22 protein-coding genes are annotated in these 21479 nt (G+C 52.0%); 11 read left to right on the top strand and 11 right to left on the bottom strand.

Annotation, left to right across the window (positions count from 1 at the left end):
* Positions 1–320 precede the first annotated feature (320 nt).
* A complete protein-coding gene (xylE, locus tag OGY67_RS15315) occupies positions 321–1796 on the top strand; it encodes a D-xylose transporter XylE (RefSeq protein ID WP_219013498.1) in 1476 nt (491 codons plus the stop codon).
* Positions 1797–1841: 45 nt separating this feature from the next.
* Here the strand turns inward: xylE and psiE are convergent, their stop codons facing one another.
* Positions 1842–2252: a phosphate-starvation-inducible protein PsiE gene (psiE, locus tag OGY67_RS15310; RefSeq protein WP_003031674.1), complete on the bottom strand. Its 411-nt coding sequence runs from the start codon at positions 2250–2252 to the stop codon at positions 1842–1844.
* 138 nt (positions 2253–2390) lie between these two features.
* On the opposite strand from psiE, the gene OGY67_RS15305 reads away from it, so the two are divergent.
* A complete protein-coding gene (locus OGY67_RS15305) occupies positions 2391–2843 on the top strand; it encodes an acyltransferase (RefSeq protein ID WP_008786912.1) in 453 nt (150 codons plus the stop codon).
* Between the two features lie 97 nt (positions 2844–2940).
* Here OGY67_RS15305 and OGY67_RS15300 read toward each other — a convergent pair whose 3' ends face one another.
* The 5 genes from OGY67_RS15300 to pgi form a co-directional block, all read right to left on the bottom strand.
* Complete coding sequence (locus OGY67_RS15300) at positions 2941–5037, bottom strand: YjbH domain-containing protein (protein WP_118263005.1); 2097 nt, start codon at positions 5035–5037, stop codon at positions 2941–2943.
* A complete protein-coding gene (locus OGY67_RS15295; protein WP_048236357.1) occupies positions 5037–5774 on the bottom strand; it encodes a capsule biosynthesis GfcC family protein in 738 nt (245 codons plus the stop codon). Before OGY67_RS15295 ends, OGY67_RS15300 begins: the two co-directional genes overlap by 1 nt.
* Entirely contained in the window at positions 5771–6409 is a 639-nt protein-coding gene (locus tag OGY67_RS15290) for a YjbF family lipoprotein (protein WP_057068678.1), read from the bottom strand. The genes OGY67_RS15295 and OGY67_RS15290 overlap by 4 nt, the downstream gene beginning before the upstream one ends.
* A gap of 118 nt (positions 6410–6527) precedes the next feature.
* On the bottom strand, positions 6528–6770 hold the full coding sequence (yjbE, locus tag OGY67_RS15285) for an exopolysaccharide production protein YjbE (RefSeq protein ID WP_003826562.1): 243 nt from the start codon (positions 6768–6770) through the stop codon (positions 6528–6530).
* Positions 6771–7162: 392 nt separating this feature from the next.
* Positions 7163–8812 (bottom strand): glucose-6-phosphate isomerase, encoded by a 1650-nt coding sequence (gene pgi, locus OGY67_RS15280; RefSeq protein ID WP_003826559.1) that lies wholly within the window; start codon positions 8810–8812, stop codon positions 7163–7165.
* 314 nt (positions 8813–9126) lie between these two features.
* On the opposite strand from pgi, the gene lysC reads away from it, so the two are divergent.
* Positions 9127–10476, top strand: a complete 1350-nt coding sequence (lysC, locus tag OGY67_RS15275; RefSeq protein ID WP_032942084.1) for a lysine-sensitive aspartokinase 3 — start codon at positions 9127–9129, stop codon at positions 10474–10476.
* Positions 10477–10518: 42 nt separating this feature from the next.
* On the opposite strand, the gene OGY67_RS15270 is transcribed toward lysC, so the two are convergent.
* Complete coding sequence (locus OGY67_RS15270) at positions 10519–11304, bottom strand: nucleotidyltransferase domain-containing protein (RefSeq protein WP_168978985.1); 786 nt, start codon at positions 11302–11304, stop codon at positions 10519–10521.
* A gap of 5 nt (positions 11305–11309) precedes the next feature.
* Positions 11310–12437 (bottom strand): slipin family protein, encoded by a 1128-nt coding sequence (locus tag OGY67_RS15265; protein WP_048236364.1) that lies wholly within the window; start codon positions 12435–12437, stop codon positions 11310–11312.
* A 450-nt stretch (positions 12438–12887) separates the two neighbouring features.
* Here OGY67_RS15265 and rtcR point away from each other — a divergent pair, with 450 nt between their 5' ends.
* Positions 12888–14474, top strand: coding sequence for an RNA repair transcriptional activator RtcR (gene rtcR, locus OGY67_RS15260; protein ID WP_048236366.1), 1587 nt, complete (start codon positions 12888–12890; stop codon positions 14472–14474).
* Positions 14475–14487: 13 nt separating this feature from the next.
* Here rtcR and OGY67_RS15255 read toward each other — a convergent pair whose 3' ends face one another.
* On the bottom strand, positions 14488–14826 hold the full coding sequence (locus OGY67_RS15255; protein ID WP_008786903.1) for a helix-turn-helix domain-containing protein: 339 nt from the start codon (positions 14824–14826) through the stop codon (positions 14488–14490).
* On the bottom strand, positions 14823–15179 hold the full coding sequence (locus OGY67_RS15250; RefSeq protein ID WP_008786902.1) for a type II toxin-antitoxin system RelE/ParE family toxin: 357 nt from the start codon (positions 15177–15179) through the stop codon (positions 14823–14825). Before OGY67_RS15250 ends, OGY67_RS15255 begins: the two co-directional genes overlap by 4 nt.
* A 191-nt stretch (positions 15180–15370) precedes the next feature.
* On the opposite strand from OGY67_RS15250, the gene OGY67_RS15245 reads away from it, so the two are divergent.
* Positions 15371–15643, top strand: coding sequence for a YjbD family protein (locus OGY67_RS15245; RefSeq protein WP_003826541.1), 273 nt, complete (start codon positions 15371–15373; stop codon positions 15641–15643).
* Here OGY67_RS15245 and rluF read toward each other — a convergent pair.
* Positions 15640–16515 carry a 23S rRNA pseudouridine(2604) synthase RluF gene (rluF, locus tag OGY67_RS15240; RefSeq protein WP_008786901.1) on the bottom strand — a complete coding sequence of 292 codons (876 nt, stop codon included), beginning with the start codon at positions 16513–16515 and terminating at the stop codon, positions 15640–15642. The two genes, OGY67_RS15245 and rluF, sit on opposite strands and share 4 nt — an antisense overlap.
* Positions 16516–16984: 469 nt before the next feature.
* Between rluF and OGY67_RS15235 the strand changes: the two genes are divergently transcribed.
* The 6 genes from OGY67_RS15235 to OGY67_RS15210 all read left to right on the top strand — a co-directional run bounded on the left by OGY67_RS15235 (position 16985) and on the right by OGY67_RS15210 (position 21424).
* Positions 16985–17938 carry a sugar-binding transcriptional regulator gene (locus tag OGY67_RS15235; RefSeq protein WP_032942077.1) on the top strand — a complete coding sequence of 318 codons (954 nt, stop codon included), beginning with the start codon at positions 16985–16987 and terminating at the stop codon, positions 17936–17938.
* Between the two features lie 69 nt (positions 17939–18007).
* Positions 18008–18814 (top strand): SDR family oxidoreductase, encoded by an 807-nt coding sequence (locus tag OGY67_RS15230; protein WP_286574118.1) that lies wholly within the window; start codon positions 18008–18010, stop codon positions 18812–18814.
* A 9-nt stretch (positions 18815–18823) separates the two neighbouring features.
* On the top strand, positions 18824–19231 hold the full coding sequence (locus tag OGY67_RS15225) for a mannose/fructose/sorbose PTS transporter subunit IIA (protein WP_234691923.1): 408 nt from the start codon (positions 18824–18826) through the stop codon (positions 19229–19231).
* Complete coding sequence (locus tag OGY67_RS15220; RefSeq protein WP_048236368.1) at positions 19231–19725, top strand: PTS sugar transporter subunit IIB; 495 nt, start codon at positions 19231–19233, stop codon at positions 19723–19725. Before OGY67_RS15225 ends, OGY67_RS15220 begins: the two co-directional genes overlap by 1 nt.
* Positions 19726–19790: 65 nt before the next feature.
* A complete protein-coding gene (locus OGY67_RS15215) occupies positions 19791–20588 on the top strand; it encodes a PTS mannose/fructose/sorbose transporter subunit IIC (RefSeq protein ID WP_003826527.1) in 798 nt (265 codons plus the stop codon).
* 11 nt (positions 20589–20599) lie between these two features.
* Positions 20600–21424, top strand: a complete 825-nt coding sequence (locus tag OGY67_RS15210) for a PTS system mannose/fructose/sorbose family transporter subunit IID (RefSeq protein ID WP_003031641.1) — start codon at positions 20600–20602, stop codon at positions 21422–21424.
* Positions 21425–21479: the final 55 nt, after the last annotated feature.

The following is a 21479-nucleotide window of genomic DNA, read 5'->3' as shown; positions in this document are numbered from 1 at the left end:
TACCGAAGTACCTGCCCGGCAACGGGCAATGCCACTGCAACCCTCAACTTATGTTATCCCAACCTGTGACTGTTATTCGGCGCTCTACGGAGCGCCCTTTTTTTATGTTATTTTGCATCACTGTTACGATTATTTCCTTTCGTGCTCCCCATCACTGCAATTCTATTTTCCGTCTGAATATAGATAAATTAAACAGAATTAAGATCACAGAAAAGACAAAACGTAATTGCAATGTAAAAAATGATAATTGTCTTCCCTGCCTGTTAAATTCAACATCATGGCACTGATCAAAAGAGCTGTATCCTCTAAGGCAGGTCTGAATGAACTCTCAATATAATTCCAGTTATATTTTTTCGATTACATTAGTGGCAACGTTAGGAGGGCTATTATTCGGCTACGACACTGCGGTCATATCCGGAACGGTAGAATCCCTGAATACCGTGTTTGTCGCACCACAACATTTAAGTGAATCCGCCGCCAACTCGCTGTTGGGCTTTTGCGTCGCCAGTGCGTTGATAGGCTGCATCATCGGCGGTGCACTGGGCGGCTATTGCAGTAACCGGTTTGGCCGCCGGGACTCGCTGAAAATCGCGGCTCTGCTGTTCTTTATTTCCGGTATTGGTTCTGCCTGGCCGGAATTAGGCTTTACGACGATTAATCCTGATAATTCCGTACCTGTTTATTTGGCCGGATACGTTCCCGAATTTGTTATTTATCGTATCATTGGTGGTATTGGCGTAGGTTTAGCCTCAATGCTCTCACCAATGTATATTGCTGAACTGGCACCCGCACATATTCGTGGAAAACTGGTGTCATTTAACCAATTCGCCATTATTTTTGGTCAATTGTTGGTGTATTGCGTTAACTATTTTATCGCCCGTTCTGGCGACGCTAACTGGTTGAATACCGATGGCTGGCGCTATATGTTTGCGTCCGAAAGTATTCCCGCCCTACTGTTTTTACTGCTGCTGTACACCGTACCAGAAAGCCCGCGCTGGCTGATGGCGCGTGGCAGACACGAGCAGGCGGAAAGTATTCTGCGCAAAATTATGGGCAGCACCCTCGCCACCCAGGCCATGCAGGAGATCAATCAGTCTCTGGACCATGGTCGTAAAACTGGTGGTCGCCTGCTGATGTTTGGCGCAGGCGTTATCGTCATCGGCGTAATGCTGTCTATCTTCCAGCAATTCGTCGGTATTAACGTCGTGCTCTACTACGCCCCAGAGGTGTTTAAAACGCTGGGAGCCAGCACCGATGTGGCGCTGTTACAGACCATCATTGTTGGCGTGATCAACCTGAGCTTTACCGTGCTGGCGATCATGACGGTGGATAAATTTGGTCGCAAACCGCTGCAGATTATTGGCGCTCTGGGCATGGCCATTGGTATGTTCAGCCTCGGTACCGCGTTTTATACCCAGGCTTCCGGGCTGGTTGCTCTGCTGTCGATGCTATTTTACGTCGCCGCATTCGCCATGTCCTGGGGACCGGTTTGCTGGGTGCTGCTGGCAGAAATCTTCCCCAATGCGATTCGCGGCAAAGCGCTCGCCATTGCGGTGGCCGCACAATGGCTGGCGAACTATTTCGTCTCCTGGACCTTCCCGATGATGGACAAAAATTCGTGGCTGGTTTCCCATTTCCACAACGGTTTCTCCTACTGGATTTACGGTTGTATGGGTATTCTGGCGGCGCTGTTTATGTGGAAGTTTGTACCGGAAACCAAAGGCAAAACGCTGGAAGAACTTGAAGAACTGTGGGAACCCGCCGCAGAGAAAACCCAGCCAGCCTCTGCGCAGTAACCCTGACCTGCAACACGCCGCAGCCCGATTGCGGCGTGTTGTCTGTTACTCTCGCTTCAGCCGTTTTGAATTACACAGCCACAAGGTGATCACCAGCAGCAGGATCGCCGCGGAATAGATCAGCACATCCATCGGTGCTTTATGATCGACAATGATCAACCGCACAATCGCGGTGATCCCGATATAGACAAAATAGCGCAACGGAAAGTGAAAGCCCGACTGAAAGTACTTAACAATCAGCGCGATAAATTCAAAATAGAGGAAGTAAACCACCAGCCCTTCCACCAGCTCATACTTGCTGGTTTGTTCCGGCGCGAACAGCACATCCGCCAGATGCAGCGTTTCTTTCCCGAGGAATACAACCAGGATCAGGCCCAGACTCAGCAGTCCCAGATTCAACACAGTCTGTAAGATGGTGGAGATAAACTCCACGCGCGGACGAGATAGCGACGTCATAACAGCACCTCTTACTCAGTGGCGAGGTTCCTGTATAACGCAAAAATGTGACAGAGATCTACATTTTTTGTTTATGTTTTGTGCAAGAAAGGTCAGCGGGGAATGATGAATGTCACGACACATTTCACAGGATGAAGTATGCAGCTAAGACAATCCGCTGTCCGCAACGTTACCTGCGGTGAGAACGTGGTGATTTATGAACCCGCAAATCTCTACAACTGCACATTGGGTGACAACGTTTTTGTCGGGCCATTTGTTGAAATCCAGGGTAATACGCAAATTGGCGCAGACAGCAAAATTCAGTCGCACACTTTCATCTGCGAATATGTCACCCTGGGCGCCCGCTGTTTTATCGGTCATGGCGTGATGTTCGCCAACGATATGTTTCGCGAAGGAAAACCCAACGCCGACCGCAACAGTTGGGGAAGAATTTCGATTGGCAACGATGTCTCAATCGGCAGTGGAGCGACCATTCTGGCGGTCACCATCTGCGATGGCGCGGTCATCGGTGCGGGGAGCGTGGTGACCAAATCGATCACCGAGAAAGGCGTGTATGCAGGAAACCCGGCAAAATTATTGCGTCGCCTGTAACTTGCCTGCTGACGGCGCAAATGCCTTATCCGGCCTGCAGTACAGGCAGTTTGTAGGCCGGATAAGCGTAGCGCCATCCGGCTGGCAAACGGCTCGATTACCGGAAGTTCTCACTTCTGTCGCTGGTCATGTCGTACAGACCAAACTTACGTCCAAGCTGCTGGCCGCCATCACGCGTTAACGGCGTCCAGCCAATCGCCGCACGGCTGCGGGTCGGGCCTGACGAGAACAGATCCAGCGGCACGGATACGTACACCCCTTTGGTAAAATCACCCTCTCCGTACTCATCCGGCGAGGCGTCGGTGATGGTCGCATAGCCGCCTACCACAACGCCACTGTCAAAGCGCTTCGCCACTTCCAGCGTTCCGCCCTTATCTCCCGCCAGATACTGGCCCACGCTGGCTTTCACCAGTACATCCTGAGCGAATGACGGATTCCAGTACGCCGTCAAATGCCCGGTCTTCACGCTGTAGTCGGTGAATTTCATCATGTCCTGCGCGCTACGCCAGTCACGCTGTTTCACGTAGTTGGCATCAACACCAAACGCCCAGTTGCTGTCCAGCGGACGATACAGCACTTCTGCCCCCGCTCCGCCGTACATGGTTTCCAGATAGCCACCGTAAACCTGTCCGTAGAACCCGTTTCCGAGTGACTGGAAGTAGTTGGCCTGTAGGTTATTCACGTAGACATCGTTTTGCACATACTCGCGCACATGGGTACGCACTCGTGGCAAATGCGAATCCTGCGGCGGGTTGGTGTAGTTAAATTTGTCATAGTTATTGGCGAGGTTGGCGAACAAACTCCCGGTGGTCAGCAGGTGATCGGTAACCCACCAATCCGCCGTTCCCATCACGCCCAATTGATACATATAGAAGTTTTCCGGGCCGCCCACCGACTGGTTAAGCACCGGATCGATGTGGAAATCGAAGCGTGACTTATCGATATACCAGCCCTGCTCGGTCGTTTTCGGCACCACGGGCTCAACGCGTTTTTGCGCCAGCTGGGTTTCATGGCCCAACGGTTCGCCTTCCAGATGACGCTTGAGGCTGGAAACCTCCGTTTCGGTCGTCACCTGCGGCAAGTTAAGACGATTTTCCGTAATACGGATCGTGCGGATCCCATCGGGAAGATCGTTCATCACGATCCGGTTGGCACGTTCGATCCCTTCGCGCGAATCACGGTATTTCACCTGTTCACCGGTCACATACAGCGTATCGCCCTGCACCTGAATTTTAGGCTCGGCCAGTCCGGCGTTATATTTCAGCAGCGTTAGCTGATTCGCCACCACCGAGTGTTGCAGGATGGCATCCTGCGGCTGTGGCTGATATTTCGGGCGGGCATTGTCGTTATAGTTTGGCCGCAGATCGTTGAAGTTTGTCCGCAGCGTGACCCCAAACATAAAGGTGTTCCCGCGCTCATAGCTGAGGTTAACGTCGGCCCAATCGGTGACGCGATAAATAGCGCCGACGTTAAACTTGCTCTTCTGATCCAGCTTGCCCGCAAAATCCTGCTGGTAATTGTTTCCCTCATACTCCAGTTTCAGACGCAACGGCTGCCAGGGCGTCTGATACTCGACGCCGCCAAACAGCGATGCCGGGCCGTGGAACATCTGGCTGCCGTCAATAGAACCGGCCTGCTTGTAGCTGTTATCGCGATAGCAGAATTTATCGCTGTATGAGCAAAACGGATTGCTGACGTTACCGCTGGTCCCGAGATATCCCCAGCCCAGGCCAAGCGAGAAATCAAACGGCCCCCAGGCTTTATTCGCCACAATATACTCCGCATCGAACAGGCCAGTTCCGCCAATATCTCGCGCGCCAACCGCCACCTGCGGCATCCAGTAGCTCTCTTCCCACAGCCGTAGTTTGAGATCAAAAGCTTTATCCTTGTAAGTCTGATCGCCAGAAAACGACTCCACGCTACTGTATTTTTTGGTACGCACATCGGTATAACGCAGCGTGGTTTCCAGCCACGGGAAGAGCTGCACCGACGCAGAGTAGTAGCGGTACTGATCGTTATCGCGGTAATTGAGGCTCATTTCGCCCTCACGTGCCATGCGTGCGGTTGGGGTTTGCAGCAGTCCCACGCCGCCAAAATCGGACTGCGAAGGTCCAATGGGCGCGGGCCAGGTTTCACCGTGGCAGGCAACGCTTACGCCCAGCGCCAGTAAGCTGAGCAGGTAAGTTTTTCTCATTATTCGGGTATCCGCTGGGTCAGGGTGCGAAGAATGTCGGCATTAATTTCATCCGGGGTGCTGCTCCAGACAGCATCAGAGAGTCCGACATAAATGATGCTGCCGGGCATCGGCTCAACGTGACGTTTGTTCCAGTAAGCGACCGGTACTTTTTGCGTGCGCCCGTCAGGATAGATAACCCAGGCGAAGCTACGATCCGCGCCGCTGAGCCGACTTTGCCCATCGAGATAACTGGCAACATCGCGCCCGGGCATAAACGGTTGTTTACCCGGATGGCTTAGCAGGCCAAACAGCGTGATATGCGTTGGCTGCGCTCCGACCCACAGCGTGTAATTGCCCTGCAACGGCGGGTTGCCTCGCTCGCTGACGCGCACAACATCCGGGTCAAGATTAATCATCTGCCTGCCAGTCACCTTCAACGCCTGAATCTGCTGGCGTAATGTGTTGATAGCGGCAGCATCGTCACCGCTTTCTTCAGCGCCCAGCGTCGCCAGGCGAGCCAGTAATGCCTGCTGCTGACGTTCCGCCTCCGTCGTTGCCCGCTCTTCGCTGATAACCGCGCCTGGCCACCAGCTATTGCTCAACCGCGGCTGTCCAACCAGGTCGAGCAGATGTTCGGCCCCGGTCAGCGTTTTTGGCTCTTCGCTGGCGGAGGTAAAGACCTTAACGCTGCCCGCAGCAAAAACAGACGCTGCGCTCAGGTTCAACAGCAGCGCCATAACGACTCGTTTGATCATGATTTTGCCGCCTTAATCAGCGTGGTTTTCACCGGGAAGTAATGCGCGCCTAGATACTGTTCCGACTGGCGAATCTGCCCTTCACTGTCTATCCAGTAGCGGTTATGCCAGCGCGTTTGATCGGTCGTTATCTCTTCATCGAGGATCCGTACCGGCGTGTCATCGCTGCCGACCTTGATGGTGTCTGCGCCATCCCATTTGAAAACCGATCGCGCGGTGGCATAGCGTACCTGCTGATGTTCAGTCCAGCCCATTGTGCGGGTCCACGTTGCGCCATCGACTATCTGATTGGGTTTGATGAGTGGGTCTGCCGCCAGATTATTCACCTCAATTAGGTTGTCCCCGCCGAGATGCGTTTTCACAATGCGCCCATGCTGCGTGACGAGAATAGCCCGATCCTGAGTCACCCATTTCTGCTGTCCGTTTTCCGCAAACGCGAGTACCACAAACAGTTGGGGACCGCCGTTTAGCTGCATATACTGGCTGGCGTAGGGCATATTTTGGATTTCATCGTCCGTCATCTGTACGCCGGGAGTACCAAACACGCTATCCCACAGCGAATGCCCCAACCCTTCGGTGGTGGCTGAGCACGCCTGCAGTAACAGGCAAACCATTATGAGCGCTGGTCGCTTCACGACGTTTCTCCGCATTATTGCCGGGTGGCGCGACGCTTATCCGGCCTACAAATCCCACATACTTTTGGCAATTCAAAATAACCACACCGAAGTGTGGTTAGAATTAAACGTACCTCTATTACTGGGTACTGGTGGTTGTGGTGGTTGTAGTTCCGGTATTAGAACCATCGCCGCCACCGGTCGCCGCCAGGGCGACCCCCACTGCAGAACTTACGGTGCTCACGCTGGTTGCGGAGGAACTTCCTGCCGAAACCGACGCGGCAGCCGACCCTGCTGCCTCACCCACCTGAACGGGGGCGGCATAGACAGAAGTCGCCGCAAGCGCAGATATAGCCCACAGGCCATACAGAACTTTTTTCATCACAAATTCCCTTCATTGTATGAATGGAGATTTACCCAAAAGAATTTCGGGCGAGATCGAGTATACACAAGCCAAAGTGTGCAAATTACGCCACGCGGGAATTTAGGATAATTAGATAACGAAAGGAAAAATGATTAAAAAAATACAACAAAAACAATTAAATCAATAAATTAAAATATAAAAATTAAAATGCAATATCCGGTAAATCCGAAAACATCAGAAATTGAATAACATTAAGAAAATTATTTTAGGATTAAGCTCAATTAAGGTATGAAGTTAGAACGTAGATATCCTGGAGCATTCTTATAAAAAAGCCGATATTAATATCGGCTTTTTATTTCATTAATGCCGGATGCGGCTAAACGCCTTATCCGGCCTACAAGTGTGTGCTATCAGGCACGCCAGGACTTATAACGGTTAATCAAACCGTTGGTAGAACTGTCGTGGCTGCTCACTTCGGAACCATCTTTCAGCTCTGGCAGAATGCGGTTCGCCAGCTGTTTGCCCAGCTCAACGCCCCACTGGTCAAAGGTGAAGATGTTCAGGATAGCGCCCTGAGTGAAGATTTTGTGTTCGTACAGTGCAATCAGCGCACCCAGGCTGAACGGCGTGATTTCGCGCAGCAGGATGGAGTTCGTTGGGCGGTTACCTTCGAACACTTTGAACGGTACAACGTGGTCCAACGTTGCCGGATCTTTACCCTGGTCGCGGTATTCCTGCTCAACCACTTCACGAGATTTACCGAATGCCAGCGCTTCGGTTTGCGCGAAGAAGTTAGACAGCAGTTTCGGATGGTGATCCGACAGCGGGTTGTGGGTGATGGCCGGCGCGATGAAATCGCATGGAACCATTTTGGTGCCCTGGTGGATCAGCTGGTAGAACGCATGCTGGCCGTTAGTACCCGGCTCACCCCAGATGATTGGGCCAGTCTGGTAATCCACCGCATTGCCGTTACGGTCAACGTATTTACCGTTGGATTCCATGTTGCCCTGCTGGAAGTAAGCCGCGAAACGGTGCATATACTGGTCATACGGCAGAATCGCTTCGGTTTCGGCACCGAAGAAGTTGTTGTACCAGATACCGATCAGCGCCAGCAGCACCGGCAGGTTTTTCTCAGCCGGAGTGGTGGAGAAGTGTTTGTCCATCGCATGCGCGCCGGAGAGCAGCTCAACAAAGTTGTCGAAGCCTACGGACAGGATGATGGACAGACCGATTGCAGACCACAGGGAGTAACGACCGCCAACCCAGTCCCAGAACTCGAACATATTGGCAGTATCAATACCAAACTCGCCAACCGCTTTACCGTTAGTGGAGAGCGCTGCGAAGTGTTTGGCAACGTGCTTGTTGTCGCCTGCGGTCGCCAGGAACCAGTCGCGCGCGCTGTGGGCATTGGTCATGGTTTCCTGGGTGGTGAAGGTTTTGGAAGCGACCAGGAACAGCGTGGTTTCCGGGTTCACTTTCTTCAGCACTTCGGCAATGTGCGTACCATCGACGTTAGACACAAAGTGCATGTTCAGGTGATTTTTGTACGGACGCAGCGCTTCGGTCACCATGAACGGGCCGAGGTCAGAACCGCCGATACCGATGTTTACTACATCAGTGATGGCTTTACCGGTATAGCCTTTCCAGCTTCCGGAGATGATCGCTTCAGAGAAGGATTTCATCTTCTCCAGCACAGCATTCACTTCCGGCATGACATCTTTGCCGTCAACGATGATAGGCGTATTGCTACGGTTGCGTAGCGCCACGTGCAGCACGGCACGGTCTTCAGTGCGGTTGATTTTCTCACCGGAGAACATGGACTTGATGGCACCCGCCAAATCGGTTTCTTTCGCCAGATCCTGCAGTTTAGCCAGCGTCTCTTCAGTGATGCGGTTTTTGGAGAAATCCACCAGCATCAAATCGTCAAACGTCGCGGAAAACTTAGTGAAACGATCGCTATCTTTCGCGAAAAGATCCGCGATAGTAACGTCTTTCATTTCTTCAAAGTGTTTTTGTAGTGCCTGCCAGGCTGAGGTCTGCGTTGGATTGATGTTTTTCATTAGCAATACTCTTCTGATTTTGAGAATTGTGACTGAGATCGATTGTAACGCCAGTCACAGAAAAGTGTGATTGTTTTAATGCCATTGCCAAGGCATCCGCCAAACGTGGCTAAAAAGTATAGCGGTTATTAGCGTTGTTATTAGTACCGTTACTCAACGCAGTTGCAGCATGAAAAATCCGCATAATCCCAGCGTTGACAGTGCAAGCTACACATTTTATTTATAAATACGGTATTTGCATTTGCGCCTGCACCGGTTTCTGTTCTGCCTTATGTGCCATGGTCGCTCTATTCATTCCCTGACACGAGGTAGTTATGACTGATGTAGTTGTCTCCAAATTTGGCGGTACCAGCGTGGCGGATTTTGATGCCATGAATCGCAGCGCTGATGTAGTACTTTCTGATGCTAACGTCCGTGTAGTGGTACTTTCCGCTTCTGCGGGAATCACCAACCTGCTGGTCGCACTGGCTGAAGGGCTGGAGCCAACCGCGCGCTTCGAAAAACTCGATGCCATTCGTCAAATTCAGTTCAATATTCTGGAACGCCTGCGTTATCCAAACGTGATACGTGAAGAGATCGACCGTCTGCTGGAAAACATCACCACGCTGGCAGAAGCAGCGTCACTGGCGACCTCAACCGCGCTGACCGACGAACTGGTTAGCCACGGTGAACTGATGTCTACCCTGCTGTTCGTCGAGATCCTGCGTGAACGCAACGTGCAGGCGCAGTGGTTTGACGTACGTAAAGTGATGCGCACCAACGATCGTTTTGGCCGCGCAGAACCTGACGTCGCGGCGCTGGCCGAACTGGCAACGCTCCAGCTGGCCCCGCGTCTGAGCGAAGGTCTGGTGATTACTCAGGGCTTTATCGGCAGTGAAGGTAAAGGCCGCACCACCACGTTGGGGCGCGGCGGGAGCGATTATACGGCTGCCCTGCTGGCCGAAGCGCTGCACGCCACGCGCGTCGATATCTGGACCGATGTTCCTGGCATTTACACGACCGATCCGCGCGTTGTTCCGGCGGCGCAGCGTATTGATGAAATCGCCTTTGAAGAGGCCGCAGAAATGGCGACCTTTGGCGCGAAAGTGCTACACCCGGCAACGTTGTTACCTGCCGTACGTAGCGATATCCCGGTGTTTGTTGGCTCGAGTAAGGATCCAAAAGCAGGCGGTACGCTGGTATGCAATAAAACCGCGAATCCACCGCTGTTCCGGGCGCTGGCACTGCGTCGTAAGCAAACGCTGCTGACGCTGCATAGCCTGAATATGCTGCACTCTCGCGGCTTTTTGGCGGAAGTGTTCGGCATCCTCGCACGCCATAACATTTCGGTCGATTTAATTACCACATCCGAAGTCAGCGTGGCGCTGACGCTGGATACCACCGGTTCGACCTCCACCGGCGATACACTGTTAACACAGTCTCTGCTGATGGAACTGTCTGCCCTGTGTCGGGTTGAAGTGGAAGAAGGCCTGGCGCTGGTGGCACTGATTGGCAACGACCTGTCCAAAGCCTGTGGCGTGGGTAAAGAGGTGTTCGGCGTACTGGAGCCATTCAACATCCGCATGATTTGCTACGGCGCATCCAGCCATAACCTGTGCTTCCTGGTGCCCGGTACTGAAGCCGAACAGGTGGTACAGAAGCTGCACCATAATTTGTTTGAGTGAGTAGATGCCAACGCCCGATGGCTCTTGTCCCATCGGGCATTTTCACCGCATCACCGTTTCATATAACAATCTGTCCAACTCCCTGACATCGCCTTCCCGACTATCCGGTAACGTCGGCGGAATCTCTCCTCTTTCCAGCTCGGCGCGGATAAACGCATGCAACAGTGGACGACGCGGGCCGTATTCCGCTTCACCCGCACACTGCTTGCGCTCCAGCAGCTCATCAATTTCCTGACGCAATGGCGCATCCAGTTCACTTCCCGCCAGCAGATCGGCAAAACGCATCGGTGGCACGCCTTTCCCCTCCTCCACCCAACGCACCGCCAGCAGCGGGCGAATGACGTAAAAGTACTTTTTCAATCGCACGTCGTCACCTTGCAGATAGCCACGGAAGTTTTTCCGCGCCATCGAGTAGTAGTGCCAGCGGGCACGTAGCGGGGAAAACCATTTGGGCACCAACGCTTTCAGCGCCGACACGGTCACTTCATCCTGTTGATAGACCACTGGCGAATCCAGCCACTCAATAAGCGTAGGGTTTGCGCCTTTCAGTAACCCCAGCGCCTTGCGCCATTCCCAGCCGCAGACGTCCAGCTCATCATCTATCGGCAACTCGATAACATCTCGTGGCGCTTCAACCCGCAGATACCACTCAGGCGGATGAACATAGAGAAATCGCACGTCGTAGTCGCTGTCCGGCGAGGCAAATCCCCAGCCACGACTGCCGGATTCACAGGCATACAGCACCCTGACGCCATAGCGCTGCTCTACCTCTTTTAGCTGGCGCAATACCCTTTCGCGCATCGCGCCGTCCACTGTGTTGTAGCTCATTATTCTTATCCTTTTATGTTCACAAGGCCGTGCAGCACCTGGTCCAGGCCCCCGAACACCGAGATTTTATCGATACGTTCAGCGACTCTTTCAAGGGTTTCCAGCTCTTTTAAGCGCAGCGCCACCGGGTTGTTTTCCATCACTTTCGCGGTATTCAACAGCGATCGCGTCGCGGCAGTCTCTTCACGACGGCGGATCACGTTGGCCTGGGCGGATTTCTCAGCTTCAACCAGTTGGGACAGGATGGCCTTCATATCACCCGGCAGGACAATATCTTTCACGCCGAGCGAAGCGACCTCGATACCAAACGGCGTCATTCGGGCTTTCACCTGTGCGCTCACCACCTCATCGATCACCTGCTTATCTTCCAGCAGCTCGTCCAGCGTGCGCGTTCCCACCGCTTCCCGCAGGGCAAACTGCAATTCGCGGTAAAGGTGATCCAGCGGTTTGGTTAGTTGGCCAAAAGCCAGCAACACATCGCCATAACGCCAGTTTGCGGCCAGATTTAAACGCAGGTTGACCTTATCCTTGGTCAGGATCTCTTGTCCACCGACCTCCAGTACCTGTAAACGAGTATCAACAACTTCGGCTTCAATCAGATGGTTTACCTTCCAGTATGCGGTCAACCCCGGCGGCAACAGCGTCTGGGTTTCGCCATCAATTTTCAGCACACCAACATGCCACGCAGGAACCTGTACCGTTAAGATAGCTTCACGACCTTTCACCGTACCGTTACGTCGTGGCTGTAACACTGCATTCATCACCTCAACCGGTACCGAAACCTGACGCGTATCCATACGCACCAGCTTCAGTGCTTCCTCTGCGCGCCAATACAGACGGCGCGTTCCCGGTGGCAAAATTTCCTGCAAGACGCCGTTCACATACAGCGCACCCGCTTCGGTATCGGTTAAATCGGCCACCACACAGTACTGCTCCACCCATGCAGGCTGGAAGCGACGTAAATACTCCGCCAGAGCTTCCGGAATTTCGCTGCCATCGGTATTGATCACCAGAACATCCGGTGTGTTAAACCATGGCAAACGGTGTTCACCTGCATCCAGTACCTGATAGTAATCACCCTGTCGGGATAACAGGCCAAGCTGGCCTTTACGAATAGTGATTTTTTTCTTCATTTTTTATTCCTTATTGTGAGTCAGGCGCGGGTGCAGGGGCGAAGCGGCAGGGGAATTCCCTTTTGCCTGTCGCACGGCATCTTTACCGGCAGCCTGTTCTGGAGCGTGCTAACTGCGCATCGCTCCGTTTTATTTCTATGATTAACAACCAGTTTTCATTCGGAGGATGAAATTGGGAATCGAACCCACTGTGTGTCAGCGGCTGACGGAACACTCCCGGAAAACAGCCTGTGCCGTTCCTGACGTGCCGGCGGGGTTTAACCCCCTGCGTTTTCAGCGTGATTGACGTAAGAGTTATTGCCAGAAGCGTGCCAGAAATGAAAATCGTCAGAATTTATTTTTAATGAATTGATTTATATAAATTTAATTGTTGTCGCCAATATTGGCAGTTGTCTCACTCGGTTAATTTTTTTATCTTTTAATCTCTTAACTTATCTTTTTGGATAAACCATGAAAAAGCGGCGGGTTGTAATTGGCGTACTGGGTACGGTGCTGGACAAACGCGGTAAACGCGCCAATCGGTTTAAAAAGTGGCGCCCCACGGTTGGATTGTGCCAACAGCCTGATTTCCCTGTCGACAGACTGGAACTGCTCCACCAGCCACGCGATGAAGGCATGGCGCAAAGGTTGATTGAAGACGTCGCGCTGCTCTCACCTGACACCGAAGTACGCCCGCATGCCGTGACTATTAACGACCCCTGGGATTTTGAAGAGGTCTACGCCGCCTTTCTCGACTTCGCCACCCACTACAGCTTTGATACGGAAAACGAAGAGTATCTGGTGCACATCACCACCGGGACGCACGTCGCGCAGATCTGCTGGTTTCTGCTAACGGAAGCCCGCTACCTGCCCGCCAGCCTGCTGCAAACCAGTCCGGCACCTGCCGGTTCATCGGATGAGGCCGTTGCCGCCGGCGTTTGCTCGGTAATCGATCTCGATTTAAGCCGCTACGCCACGCTCACCAGTCGTTTTCAGCGCGAACAGCAGCAGTCAGTCTCTTTTCTGAAGGCCGGGATTGATACGCGCAACGCCACCTTCAATAAACTGATCGAGCGCATTGAGCGTGTGGCTCTACGTTCGACCGACCCGATCCTGCTCACCGGTCCCACCGGTGCGGGTAAATCCTTTCTGGCGAAACGTATTTTTCAGCTACGCCAGTCGCGGCATCTGGTGGCGGGAAAACTGGTCGCCGTCAACTGCGCAACCCTGCGTGGCGACAACGCGATGTCTACGTTGTTCGGTCACGTGAAAGGGGCGTTTACTGGCGCACTCACGGCGCGCAGCGGACTGCTGCGAGAAGCGGATGGCGGCGTGCTGTTTCTCGATGAGATAGCCGAACTGGGGTTAGACGAACAGGCCATGCTGCTAAAAGCGATTGAAGAAAAAACCTTTTTCCCGTTTGGCTCGGACAAAGAAGTACAGAGCGATTTTCAGCTGATTGCCGGAACCCATCGTGATATGCAGCAATGGGTCGCCGAGGGCCGTTTTCGCGAAGATCTCTACGCGCGTATCAATATGTGGAACTTCGCCCTGCCCGGTCTGGCGCAGCGGCGGGAAGATATCGCTCCGAACGTCGAGTATGAGCTACACCGTTTTTCCAGCAGTAAACAGATGCAGATCCGTTTCGACAAAGAGGCACGTGCTTGTTATCTGGCATTTGCCAGCTCCCCACAGGCGCAGTGGCGCGGCAATTTTCGCGAGCTAAGTTCATCCATCGCGCGAATGGCGACGCTTGCCGAACAGGGACGCATCACCTTATCCCTTGTCGAAGAAGAAATTGCGCTGTTAAAAGAGAGTTGGCAGATTACCGCTTCGCAACCGGAACTGAACATGGACATTGACCTTTTCGATCGCCGCCAGTTAGAAACGGTGCTGGAAGTGTGTCGCCGCAGCGCGTCGCTGTCGGAAGCCGGACGCGAACTGTTTGCCGTCTCACGGCAGAAAAAAGCCAATCCTAACGATGCAGACCGATTGCGAAAATATCTCGCCCGCTTCGGGCTGAGCTGGGAAAGCGTTCGCAGCGATCAGATACAATAAGCAATATCTAATATTACCCAATCTGAACTGTTACTGGTTTTCCTAACTTCACCAGCATCATGACCAGCGCATCAAGGGTAAATTTGTTGGTTTTCTGATTAACAACATCTGAAACACGGGGCCGGGAAATATTCAGTTTCACAGCAGCTTCCGCTTGTTTCAGATGGTTTTCATCAATCCATCCGGAAATTTCTTGCATCAACTGCTGCTTCAGGCGAATGAGTTGTTCGACCTCGCATTCAGCATCATGCTTTAAGCTCTTCGCTTCCGCTTCTGCAAACCCCAGTTCGGCAAAAATATTGACATCCGGAGAGGTTACATGGCGAACCTTATTATCAACGGTATTGTTCATTTCTGATTCCTGTCTTCTTGCAAAGCGGTTCGATATCTAACTTTAGCAATGTGTTTATCGTGCTCAGAAGTACGTTTCGTCTTTTTATTGAAGCAATGCAGTACATAGACCGCGTTAGCATAGCGAGCAATGTAGATGATTCGGTACGCGCCAGATTCATACCTGAGCCTTACCTCCTCAACACCTCGACCTATCTCTGGCATCGGCTTCCAGTCAGCAGCTTCTAATCCAGCCTGTAGACGATGTAGCTGAAAACCAGCGGTTTTACGTATATCTTCAGGAAAGCTTCGTAAATCATCAAATGAACTGCCAATCCAGACAATGGGCTTTAAGGCCCGCTTTATTGAAAGCATAACACATCCTTGTATAAAATTTTATACAAACAATAAAATGTGTAACCCACACGTTTTCCTGTCATTACGCTAAATCAGAATAGAAATTCCGTCACTTCAACAAGCTATATTTTGCGAGGCTCTTTCAGGATTAGTTTTATTCTGCACGAATTACCGTACACTGAGGATATCGGCTAACAGAGGGCACCCTTATGGCACTCCCCCGCATTACCCAAAAAGAGATGACCGAGCGCGAACAGCGTGAACTGAAAACGCTGCTCGACCGCGCGCGCATTGCACATGGTCGTCTGCTGACCAACGCAGAGACCAACAGCATCAAGAAAGAGTACATCGATAAACTGATGGCCTTGCGCGAAGCAGAAGCAAAAAAAGCCCGCCAGTTGAAGAAAAAGCAGGCCTATAAACCGGATGCGGAAGCATCGTTTTCCTGGTCAGCAAATACGCCGACGCGCGGCAGACGTTAACGTCCCTTCTTCTTACGTCCCGGCGAAGTAAAACGCTTACCGTTTGCCGCCGGGCGCGATTTCTCTTTCTCCGCTGATTTTTCGATTTTCACCACCGGACGCTTAATGCCTGCGGTTTTTGGCTTCGCTTTCGCCTTCGGTTTGGCTTCTGAGGACGAGTTCTCAATCAGCTTGAACAGATCGATCAGTTCGTCATCTGTCAGGTCGCGCCATTCACCAAGCGGCAGACCAGACAAACCAACGTTCATGATACGCGTACGCTCAAGCTTGGTAACTTCATAGCCAAAGTGTTCGCACATACGACGGATCTGACGGTTAAGCCCCTGAATCAGCGTAATACGAAACACAAACGGCGCTTCTTTCTTCACCTTACATTTTTTGGTGACGGTACCGAGAATGGGCACACCGGCCCCCATCCCACGGATAAAGTCATCAGTGACCGGCTTATCGACCGTCACCAGATACTCTTTTTCGTGATCGTTACCGGCACGCAGGATTTTATTCACCAGGTCGCCGTGGTTGGTCAGAAAGATAAGTCCCTGAGAATCTTTGTCCAGACGACCAATTGGAAACACGCGCTTGCTGTGATTCACGAAATCAACAATGTTGTCGCGTTCGCTGTCTTCGGTGGTGCTGACAATCCCTACCGGCTTATTCAGCGCGATAAAAACCAGATCTTCCGCTTCACGCGGCTCAATCAACCGACCATTTACTTTTACGACGTCGCCAGGCATCACCTGATCGCCGATGGTGGCGCGTTTACCATTCAGGAAGACATTCCCTTGTTCGATAAAGCGATCCGCCTCGCGGCGCGAGCAGATTCCGCTTTCACTGATGTATTTATTTAATCGGATAGATGAGTCGGGCAGCATAGTTTCTCCTGTATACACTTCATCCTTCAAGCTGTCTCTGCGTTGGCTGCCCTCACTCACCCAGGTCACATAGCAATCTATGCTCCCGGGGATTCGCTCCCTTGCCGCCTTGATACAACTTGAATGACTTTGTGTATTAAAAGCGAAATATACCCTACCTTGCGGACGATAAAAAATAATCGTGTTCGACTGTCCACGCGCTATTTGTGATCCGTCACACCTTTTGACACAAAAGTGTCAGCGATCCATCCCTGCAATTTTGTTGAGTGAAAACAAGCAGAATCAATACATTAGAGAGGCATGCACATCTGTGCCGACAACGCGCCATCACCACATCAAATGTGCAACACAATCGGTCATTTCAGGGCGCTGAAATAAGTGAAAATAGCTTTGAGATGGAGAACAGATGGGGTTATATCAGATCAAGAAGGCAATTTCGTGATTTGCACAAATGTGCAGGAGTCCAAAAATGGCGACGGAAAACAGCGATGATATCCGCCTGATCGTAAAAATAGCGCAGCTGTATTACGAACAGGATATGACACAAGCGCAAATCGCCCGCGAGCTGGGTATTTATCGCACCACGATCAGCCGGTTACTAAAACGTGGACGCGAGCAGGGTATCGTCACCATCGCCATTAATTACGACTACAACGAAAATCTGTGGCTGGAACAGCAGCTAAAACAGAAATTTGGCCTGAAAGAGGCGGTCGTAGTCTCCTGCGATAGCGAGCAGGAAGATGAACAACTTAATATGATGGGCGTACATGGCGCACAGTTGCTGGAACGCTTACTGGAACCTGGGGACATTATCGGGTTCTCATGGGGCCGCGCGGTACGGGGACTGGTGGAAGGATTATCTCCTGCCAGCCAGTCGCGCCAGCTGATCTGCGTACCGATTATCGGCGGACCATCCGGCAAACTTGAAAGCCGCTACCATGTCAATACGCTGACCTACGGCGCTGCAGCAAAGCTCAAAGGGGAATCACACCTGGCAGATTTCCCGGCACTGCTGGAAAACCCGCTGATCCGTAACGGGATCATGCAGTCACGACATTTTAAATCGATTTCTGCGTACTGGGATAATCTGGACATCGCGCTGGTCGGGATTGGATCTCCGGCGATACGTGATGGCGCCAACTGGCACGCTTTTTACGGCAGTGAAGAGAGTGATGACCTGCATGCCCGCCAGGTTGCCGGAGACATTTGCTCGCGCTTTTACGATATCAACGGTGTAACCGTAGAGACCAATATGAGTGAAAAGACGCTCTCCATCGAAACCAATAAATTAAAACAGGCGCGTTACTCCATTGGCATTGCAATGGGTGAAGAAAAATACAGTGGGATATTAGGCGCATTACGTGGGAATTATATTAACTGTTTAGTTACCAACAGCCATACCGCTGAATTATTGTTGAAGTAAATAAATTCTAATTGGTCCTGCCATAATTAATTTTATGTGGGATCCCCTTATCTGAATCGGGAGTTTATTATGCAAACGTGGTTAAACTTGCAGGGCAAAGTCATTATTGTTACCGGTGGCGCATCTGGAATTGGTCTGGCGATTGTCGAAGAGTTATTAGCGCAAGGCGCTAATGTACAAATGGCAGATATTCATGGCGGAGAAGGTAAATACGATAGCCATGACGGGTATCATTTCTGGCCAACGGATATTTCCAGTGCCAAAGAGGTTAATCATACTGTCGCTGAAATTATCCAACGCTACGGACGTATTGATGGGCTGGTAAATAATGCTGGCGTTAATTTCCCGCGTCTGCTGGTCGATGAAAAAGCACCCGCCGGGCAATACGAACTCAACGAAGCTGCTTTCGAAAAAATGGTTAATATCAACCAGAAAGGTGTGTTCTTAATGTCGCAGGCAGCGGCACGCCAAATGGTAAAACAGCGTAACGGCGTGATTGTGAATGTCTCTTCCGAAAGCGGACTGGAAGGTTCTGAAGGTCAAAGCTGTTACGCCGCGACCAAAGCCGCATTGAATAGTTTCACCCGTTCCTGGTCGAAAGAGTTGGGTAAACACGGCATCCGTGTAGTTGGCATTGCACCTGGCATTCTGGAAAAAACCGGACTGCGGACCCCCGAGTATGAAGAAGCGCTGGCCTGGACCCGCAACATCACCGTCGAACAGCTGAGCGAGGGCTACACCAAGAATGCGATCCCGATTGGTCGTTCAGGGCGCTTAAGCGAAGTTGCTGATTTTGTTTGTTATCTTTTATCTGAGCGCGCCAGTTACATCACCGGAGTAACCACTAACATTGCGGGCGGAAAAACGCGCGGCTAAGGAGGTTTTATGGTCAATGCAATCTTCTGTGCTCACGGCAAACTGGCCTGCGCCATGCTGGAATCGGTACAGATGGTCTACGGTGATGCCAACGTTGAAGCCGTGGCATTTGTCCCCGGAGAGAACGCCAGCGACATTGTGGAAAAGCTAAAAAAGTTAGTAAGTATTCACACTGGCGATGAATGGCTGATTGCCGTCGATTTACAGTGTGGCAGTCCCTGGAATGCTGCCGCGACGCTGGCGATGCACAATCCGGCGATACAGGTCATTAGCGGGTTATCACTGCCGTTGGCGCTGGAGCTGGTAGACAACCAAAGCAATATGAATGTGGATGAACTGTGCGAACACCTGACGACCATTGCTCAACAAACCTGTGTCGTCTGGAAGCATCTGGAAACGGCCGAAGAGGATTTCTGATGAACATTACCCTTGCTCGTATTGATGACCGCCTGATCCACGGTCAGGTCACCACCGTCTGGTCGAAGGTGGCGAATGCCCAACGGATTATTATCTGTAATGACGACGTTTATAACGATGAAGTACGTCGCACATTATTACGTCAGGCTGCCCCACCGGGAATGAAAGTGAACGTCGTTAATATCGAAAAGGCGGTCGCGGTTTACCATAATCCGCAATACCAGAACGAAACCGTTTTTTATCTATTTACCCGCCCACAGGATGCATTAGCAATGGTAAAACAAGGCGTGAAAATCGCCACGTTAAATATTGGTGGCATGGCCTGGCGGCCTGGTAAAAAACAATTAACCAAAGCCGTTTCTTTAGATAACGACGATATTCATGCGTTTCGTGAGTTAGATAAACTGGGTGTTACGCTGGATTTACGCGTTGTCGCATCCGATCCATCTATTAATATTCTCGAAAAAATAGAAGAACAATCGTTCGCTGAATAAATAAAAATGCCTGTGTACTTATGCTTTAACAGGCAGGGATGATCACATTCACAAGGTGACATATTATGGAAATAAGTACCCTACAAATTATCGCCATATTCCTATTTTCCTGTATTGCCGGAATGGGCAGCGTGCTGGATGAGTTCCAGACCCACCGTCCGCTAATTGCTTGTACCGTTATCGGCCTAATCCTTGGTGATTTAAAAACCGGGATTATGCTCGGCGGCACGCTGGAGTTAATCGCTCTTGGCTGGATGAACGTCGGCGCAGCGCAGTCTCCCGATTCGGCGCTCGCCAGTATTATCTCCGCCATTCTGGTTATCGTCGGTCAGCAAAGCATTGCTACCGGTATCGCCATCGCCCTGCCAGTCGCGGCGGCAGGTCAGGTGCTGACGGTATTCGCCCGTACCATCACCGTGGTGTTCCAGCACGCGGCGGATAAAGCAGCCGAAGACGCCCGCTTTCGCACCATCGACATGCTGCACGTTTCCGCTCTCGGCGTACAGGCGCTGCGCGTTGCCATCCCTGCATTAATCGTCTCGCTGTTTGTCAGCGCCGATATGGTCAGCAATATGCTCAACGCCATTCCGGAATTCGTCACCCGCGGATTGCAGATTGCCGGTGGCTTTATCGTGGTGGTCGGCTACGCCATGGTGCTGCGCATGATGGGCGTGAAGTACCTGATGCCCTTCTTCTTCCTCGGGTTTATCGCTGGGGGTTATCTCGATTTGAGCCTGCTGGCTTTCGGTGGGGTTGGCGTGATTATCGCGCTGGTCTACATCCAGTTGAACCCACAGTGGCGTAAAGCCGAACCGCAGGCGCAACCCGCCTCTTCTCAAGCTCTCGATCAGCTTGATGACTAATGGAGCCAGCCATGGAACAGAAAAAACTGACCAAATCCGACCTGTTTAGCATGTTTGTTCGCTCCAACCTGCAACAGGCGTCATTCAACTTTGAACGCATTCATGGACTGGGCTTTTGCTACGACATGATCCCTGCCATCAAGCGCCTGTATCCGCTGAAAGAGGACCAGGTTGCAGCACTCAAACGCCACCTGGTGTTTTTCAACACCACGCCTGCCGTGTGCGGCCCGGTGATTGGCGTGACCGCCGCGATGGAAGAAGCTCGCGCTAATGGTGCGGAAATTGACGACGGGGCCATCAACGGCATCAAAGTTGGGCTGATGGGCCCGCTGGCCGGTGTTGGCGACCCGTTGGTCTGGGGAACATTGCGCCCGATTACCGCCGCACTCGGCGCATCGCTGGCGCTGTCCGGAAACATTCTCGGCCCACTATTGTTCTTCTTTATTTTCAATGCAGTACGTCTTGCCATGAAGTGGTACGGCTTACAGCTTGGCTTTCGTAAAGGGGTCAATATCGTCAGCGACATGGGCGGCAACCTGCTGCAGAAACTGACCGAAGGCGCATCGATTCTCGGCCTGTTTGTCATGGGGGTGTTGGTCACTAAATGGACCAGCATCAACGTGCCGCTGGTGGTATCGCAAACGCCTGGCGCAGACGGCACCACCGTCACCATGACCGTGCAGAACATTCTCGACCAACTCTGCCCCGGCCTGCTGGCGCTGGGTCTGACGCTGCTGATGGTGCGTCTGCTCAACAAGAAAATTAACCCGGTATGGCTGATCTTCGCCCTGTTTGCGCTGGGAATTATCGGTAACGCGCTGGGCTTCCTGTCCTGATTTTTTCGCCCCGGCGATGCCGGGGCTACTTCAACAAATAGTCCTCGAAAGAGGA

It is taken from the genome of Citrobacter sp. Cpo015 (assembly GCF_030333035.1).
GTDB classification, from domain to species: domain Bacteria; phylum Pseudomonadota; class Gammaproteobacteria; order Enterobacterales; family Enterobacteriaceae; genus Citrobacter; species Citrobacter portucalensis.
This window is presented reverse-complemented; position numbering and strand designations above follow the sequence as displayed.

Excerpts from the sequence above, each read along its gene's own strand:
- xylE (WP_219013498.1), top strand. The coding sequence starts at position 321 with ATGAACTCTCAATATAATTCCAGTTATATTTTTTCGATTACATTAGTG.
- psiE (WP_003031674.1), bottom strand. The coding sequence starts at position 2,252 with ATGACGTCGCTATCTCGTCCGCGCGTGGAGTTTATCTCCACCATCTTA.
- OGY67_RS15305 (WP_008786912.1), top strand. The coding sequence starts at position 2,391 with ATGCAGCTAAGACAATCCGCTGTCCGCAACGTTACCTGCGGTGAGAAC.
- OGY67_RS15300 (WP_118263005.1), bottom strand. The coding sequence starts at position 5,037 with ATGAGAAAAACTTACCTGCTCAGCTTACTGGCGCTGGGCGTAAGCGTT.
- OGY67_RS15295 (WP_048236357.1), bottom strand. The coding sequence starts at position 5,774 with ATGATCAAACGAGTCGTTATGGCGCTGCTGTTGAACCTGAGCGCAGCG.
- yjbE (WP_003826562.1), bottom strand. The coding sequence starts at position 6,770 with ATGAAAAAAGTTCTGTATGGCCTGTGGGCTATATCTGCGCTTGCGGCG.
- pgi (WP_003826559.1), bottom strand. The coding sequence starts at position 8,812 with ATGAAAAACATCAATCCAACGCAGACCTCAGCCTGGCAGGCACTACAA.
- lysC (WP_032942084.1), top strand. The coding sequence starts at position 9,127 with ATGACTGATGTAGTTGTCTCCAAATTTGGCGGTACCAGCGTGGCGGAT.
- OGY67_RS15270 (WP_168978985.1), bottom strand. The coding sequence starts at position 11,304 with ATGAGCTACAACACAGTGGACGGCGCGATGCGCGAAAGGGTATTGCGC.
- OGY67_RS15265 (WP_048236364.1), bottom strand. The coding sequence starts at position 12,437 with ATGAAGAAAAAAATCACTATTCGTAAAGGCCAGCTTGGCCTGTTATCC.
- rtcR (WP_048236366.1), top strand. The coding sequence starts at position 12,888 with ATGAAAAAGCGGCGGGTTGTAATTGGCGTACTGGGTACGGTGCTGGAC.
- OGY67_RS15255 (WP_008786903.1), bottom strand. The coding sequence starts at position 14,826 with ATGAACAATACCGTTGATAATAAGGTTCGCCATGTAACCTCTCCGGAT.
- OGY67_RS15250 (WP_008786902.1), bottom strand. The coding sequence starts at position 15,179 with ATGCTTTCAATAAAGCGGGCCTTAAAGCCCATTGTCTGGATTGGCAGT.
- OGY67_RS15245 (WP_003826541.1), top strand. The coding sequence starts at position 15,371 with ATGGCACTCCCCCGCATTACCCAAAAAGAGATGACCGAGCGCGAACAG.
- rluF (WP_008786901.1), bottom strand. The coding sequence starts at position 16,515 with ATGCTGCCCGACTCATCTATCCGATTAAATAAATACATCAGTGAAAGC.
- OGY67_RS15235 (WP_032942077.1), top strand. The coding sequence starts at position 16,985 with ATGGCGACGGAAAACAGCGATGATATCCGCCTGATCGTAAAAATAGCG.
- OGY67_RS15230 (WP_286574118.1), top strand. The coding sequence starts at position 18,008 with ATGCAAACGTGGTTAAACTTGCAGGGCAAAGTCATTATTGTTACCGGT.
- OGY67_RS15225 (WP_234691923.1), top strand. The coding sequence starts at position 18,824 with ATGGTCAATGCAATCTTCTGTGCTCACGGCAAACTGGCCTGCGCCATG.
- OGY67_RS15220 (WP_048236368.1), top strand. The coding sequence starts at position 19,231 with ATGAACATTACCCTTGCTCGTATTGATGACCGCCTGATCCACGGTCAG.
- OGY67_RS15215 (WP_003826527.1), top strand. The coding sequence starts at position 19,791 with ATGGAAATAAGTACCCTACAAATTATCGCCATATTCCTATTTTCCTGT.
- OGY67_RS15210 (WP_003031641.1), top strand. The coding sequence starts at position 20,600 with ATGGAACAGAAAAAACTGACCAAATCCGACCTGTTTAGCATGTTTGTT.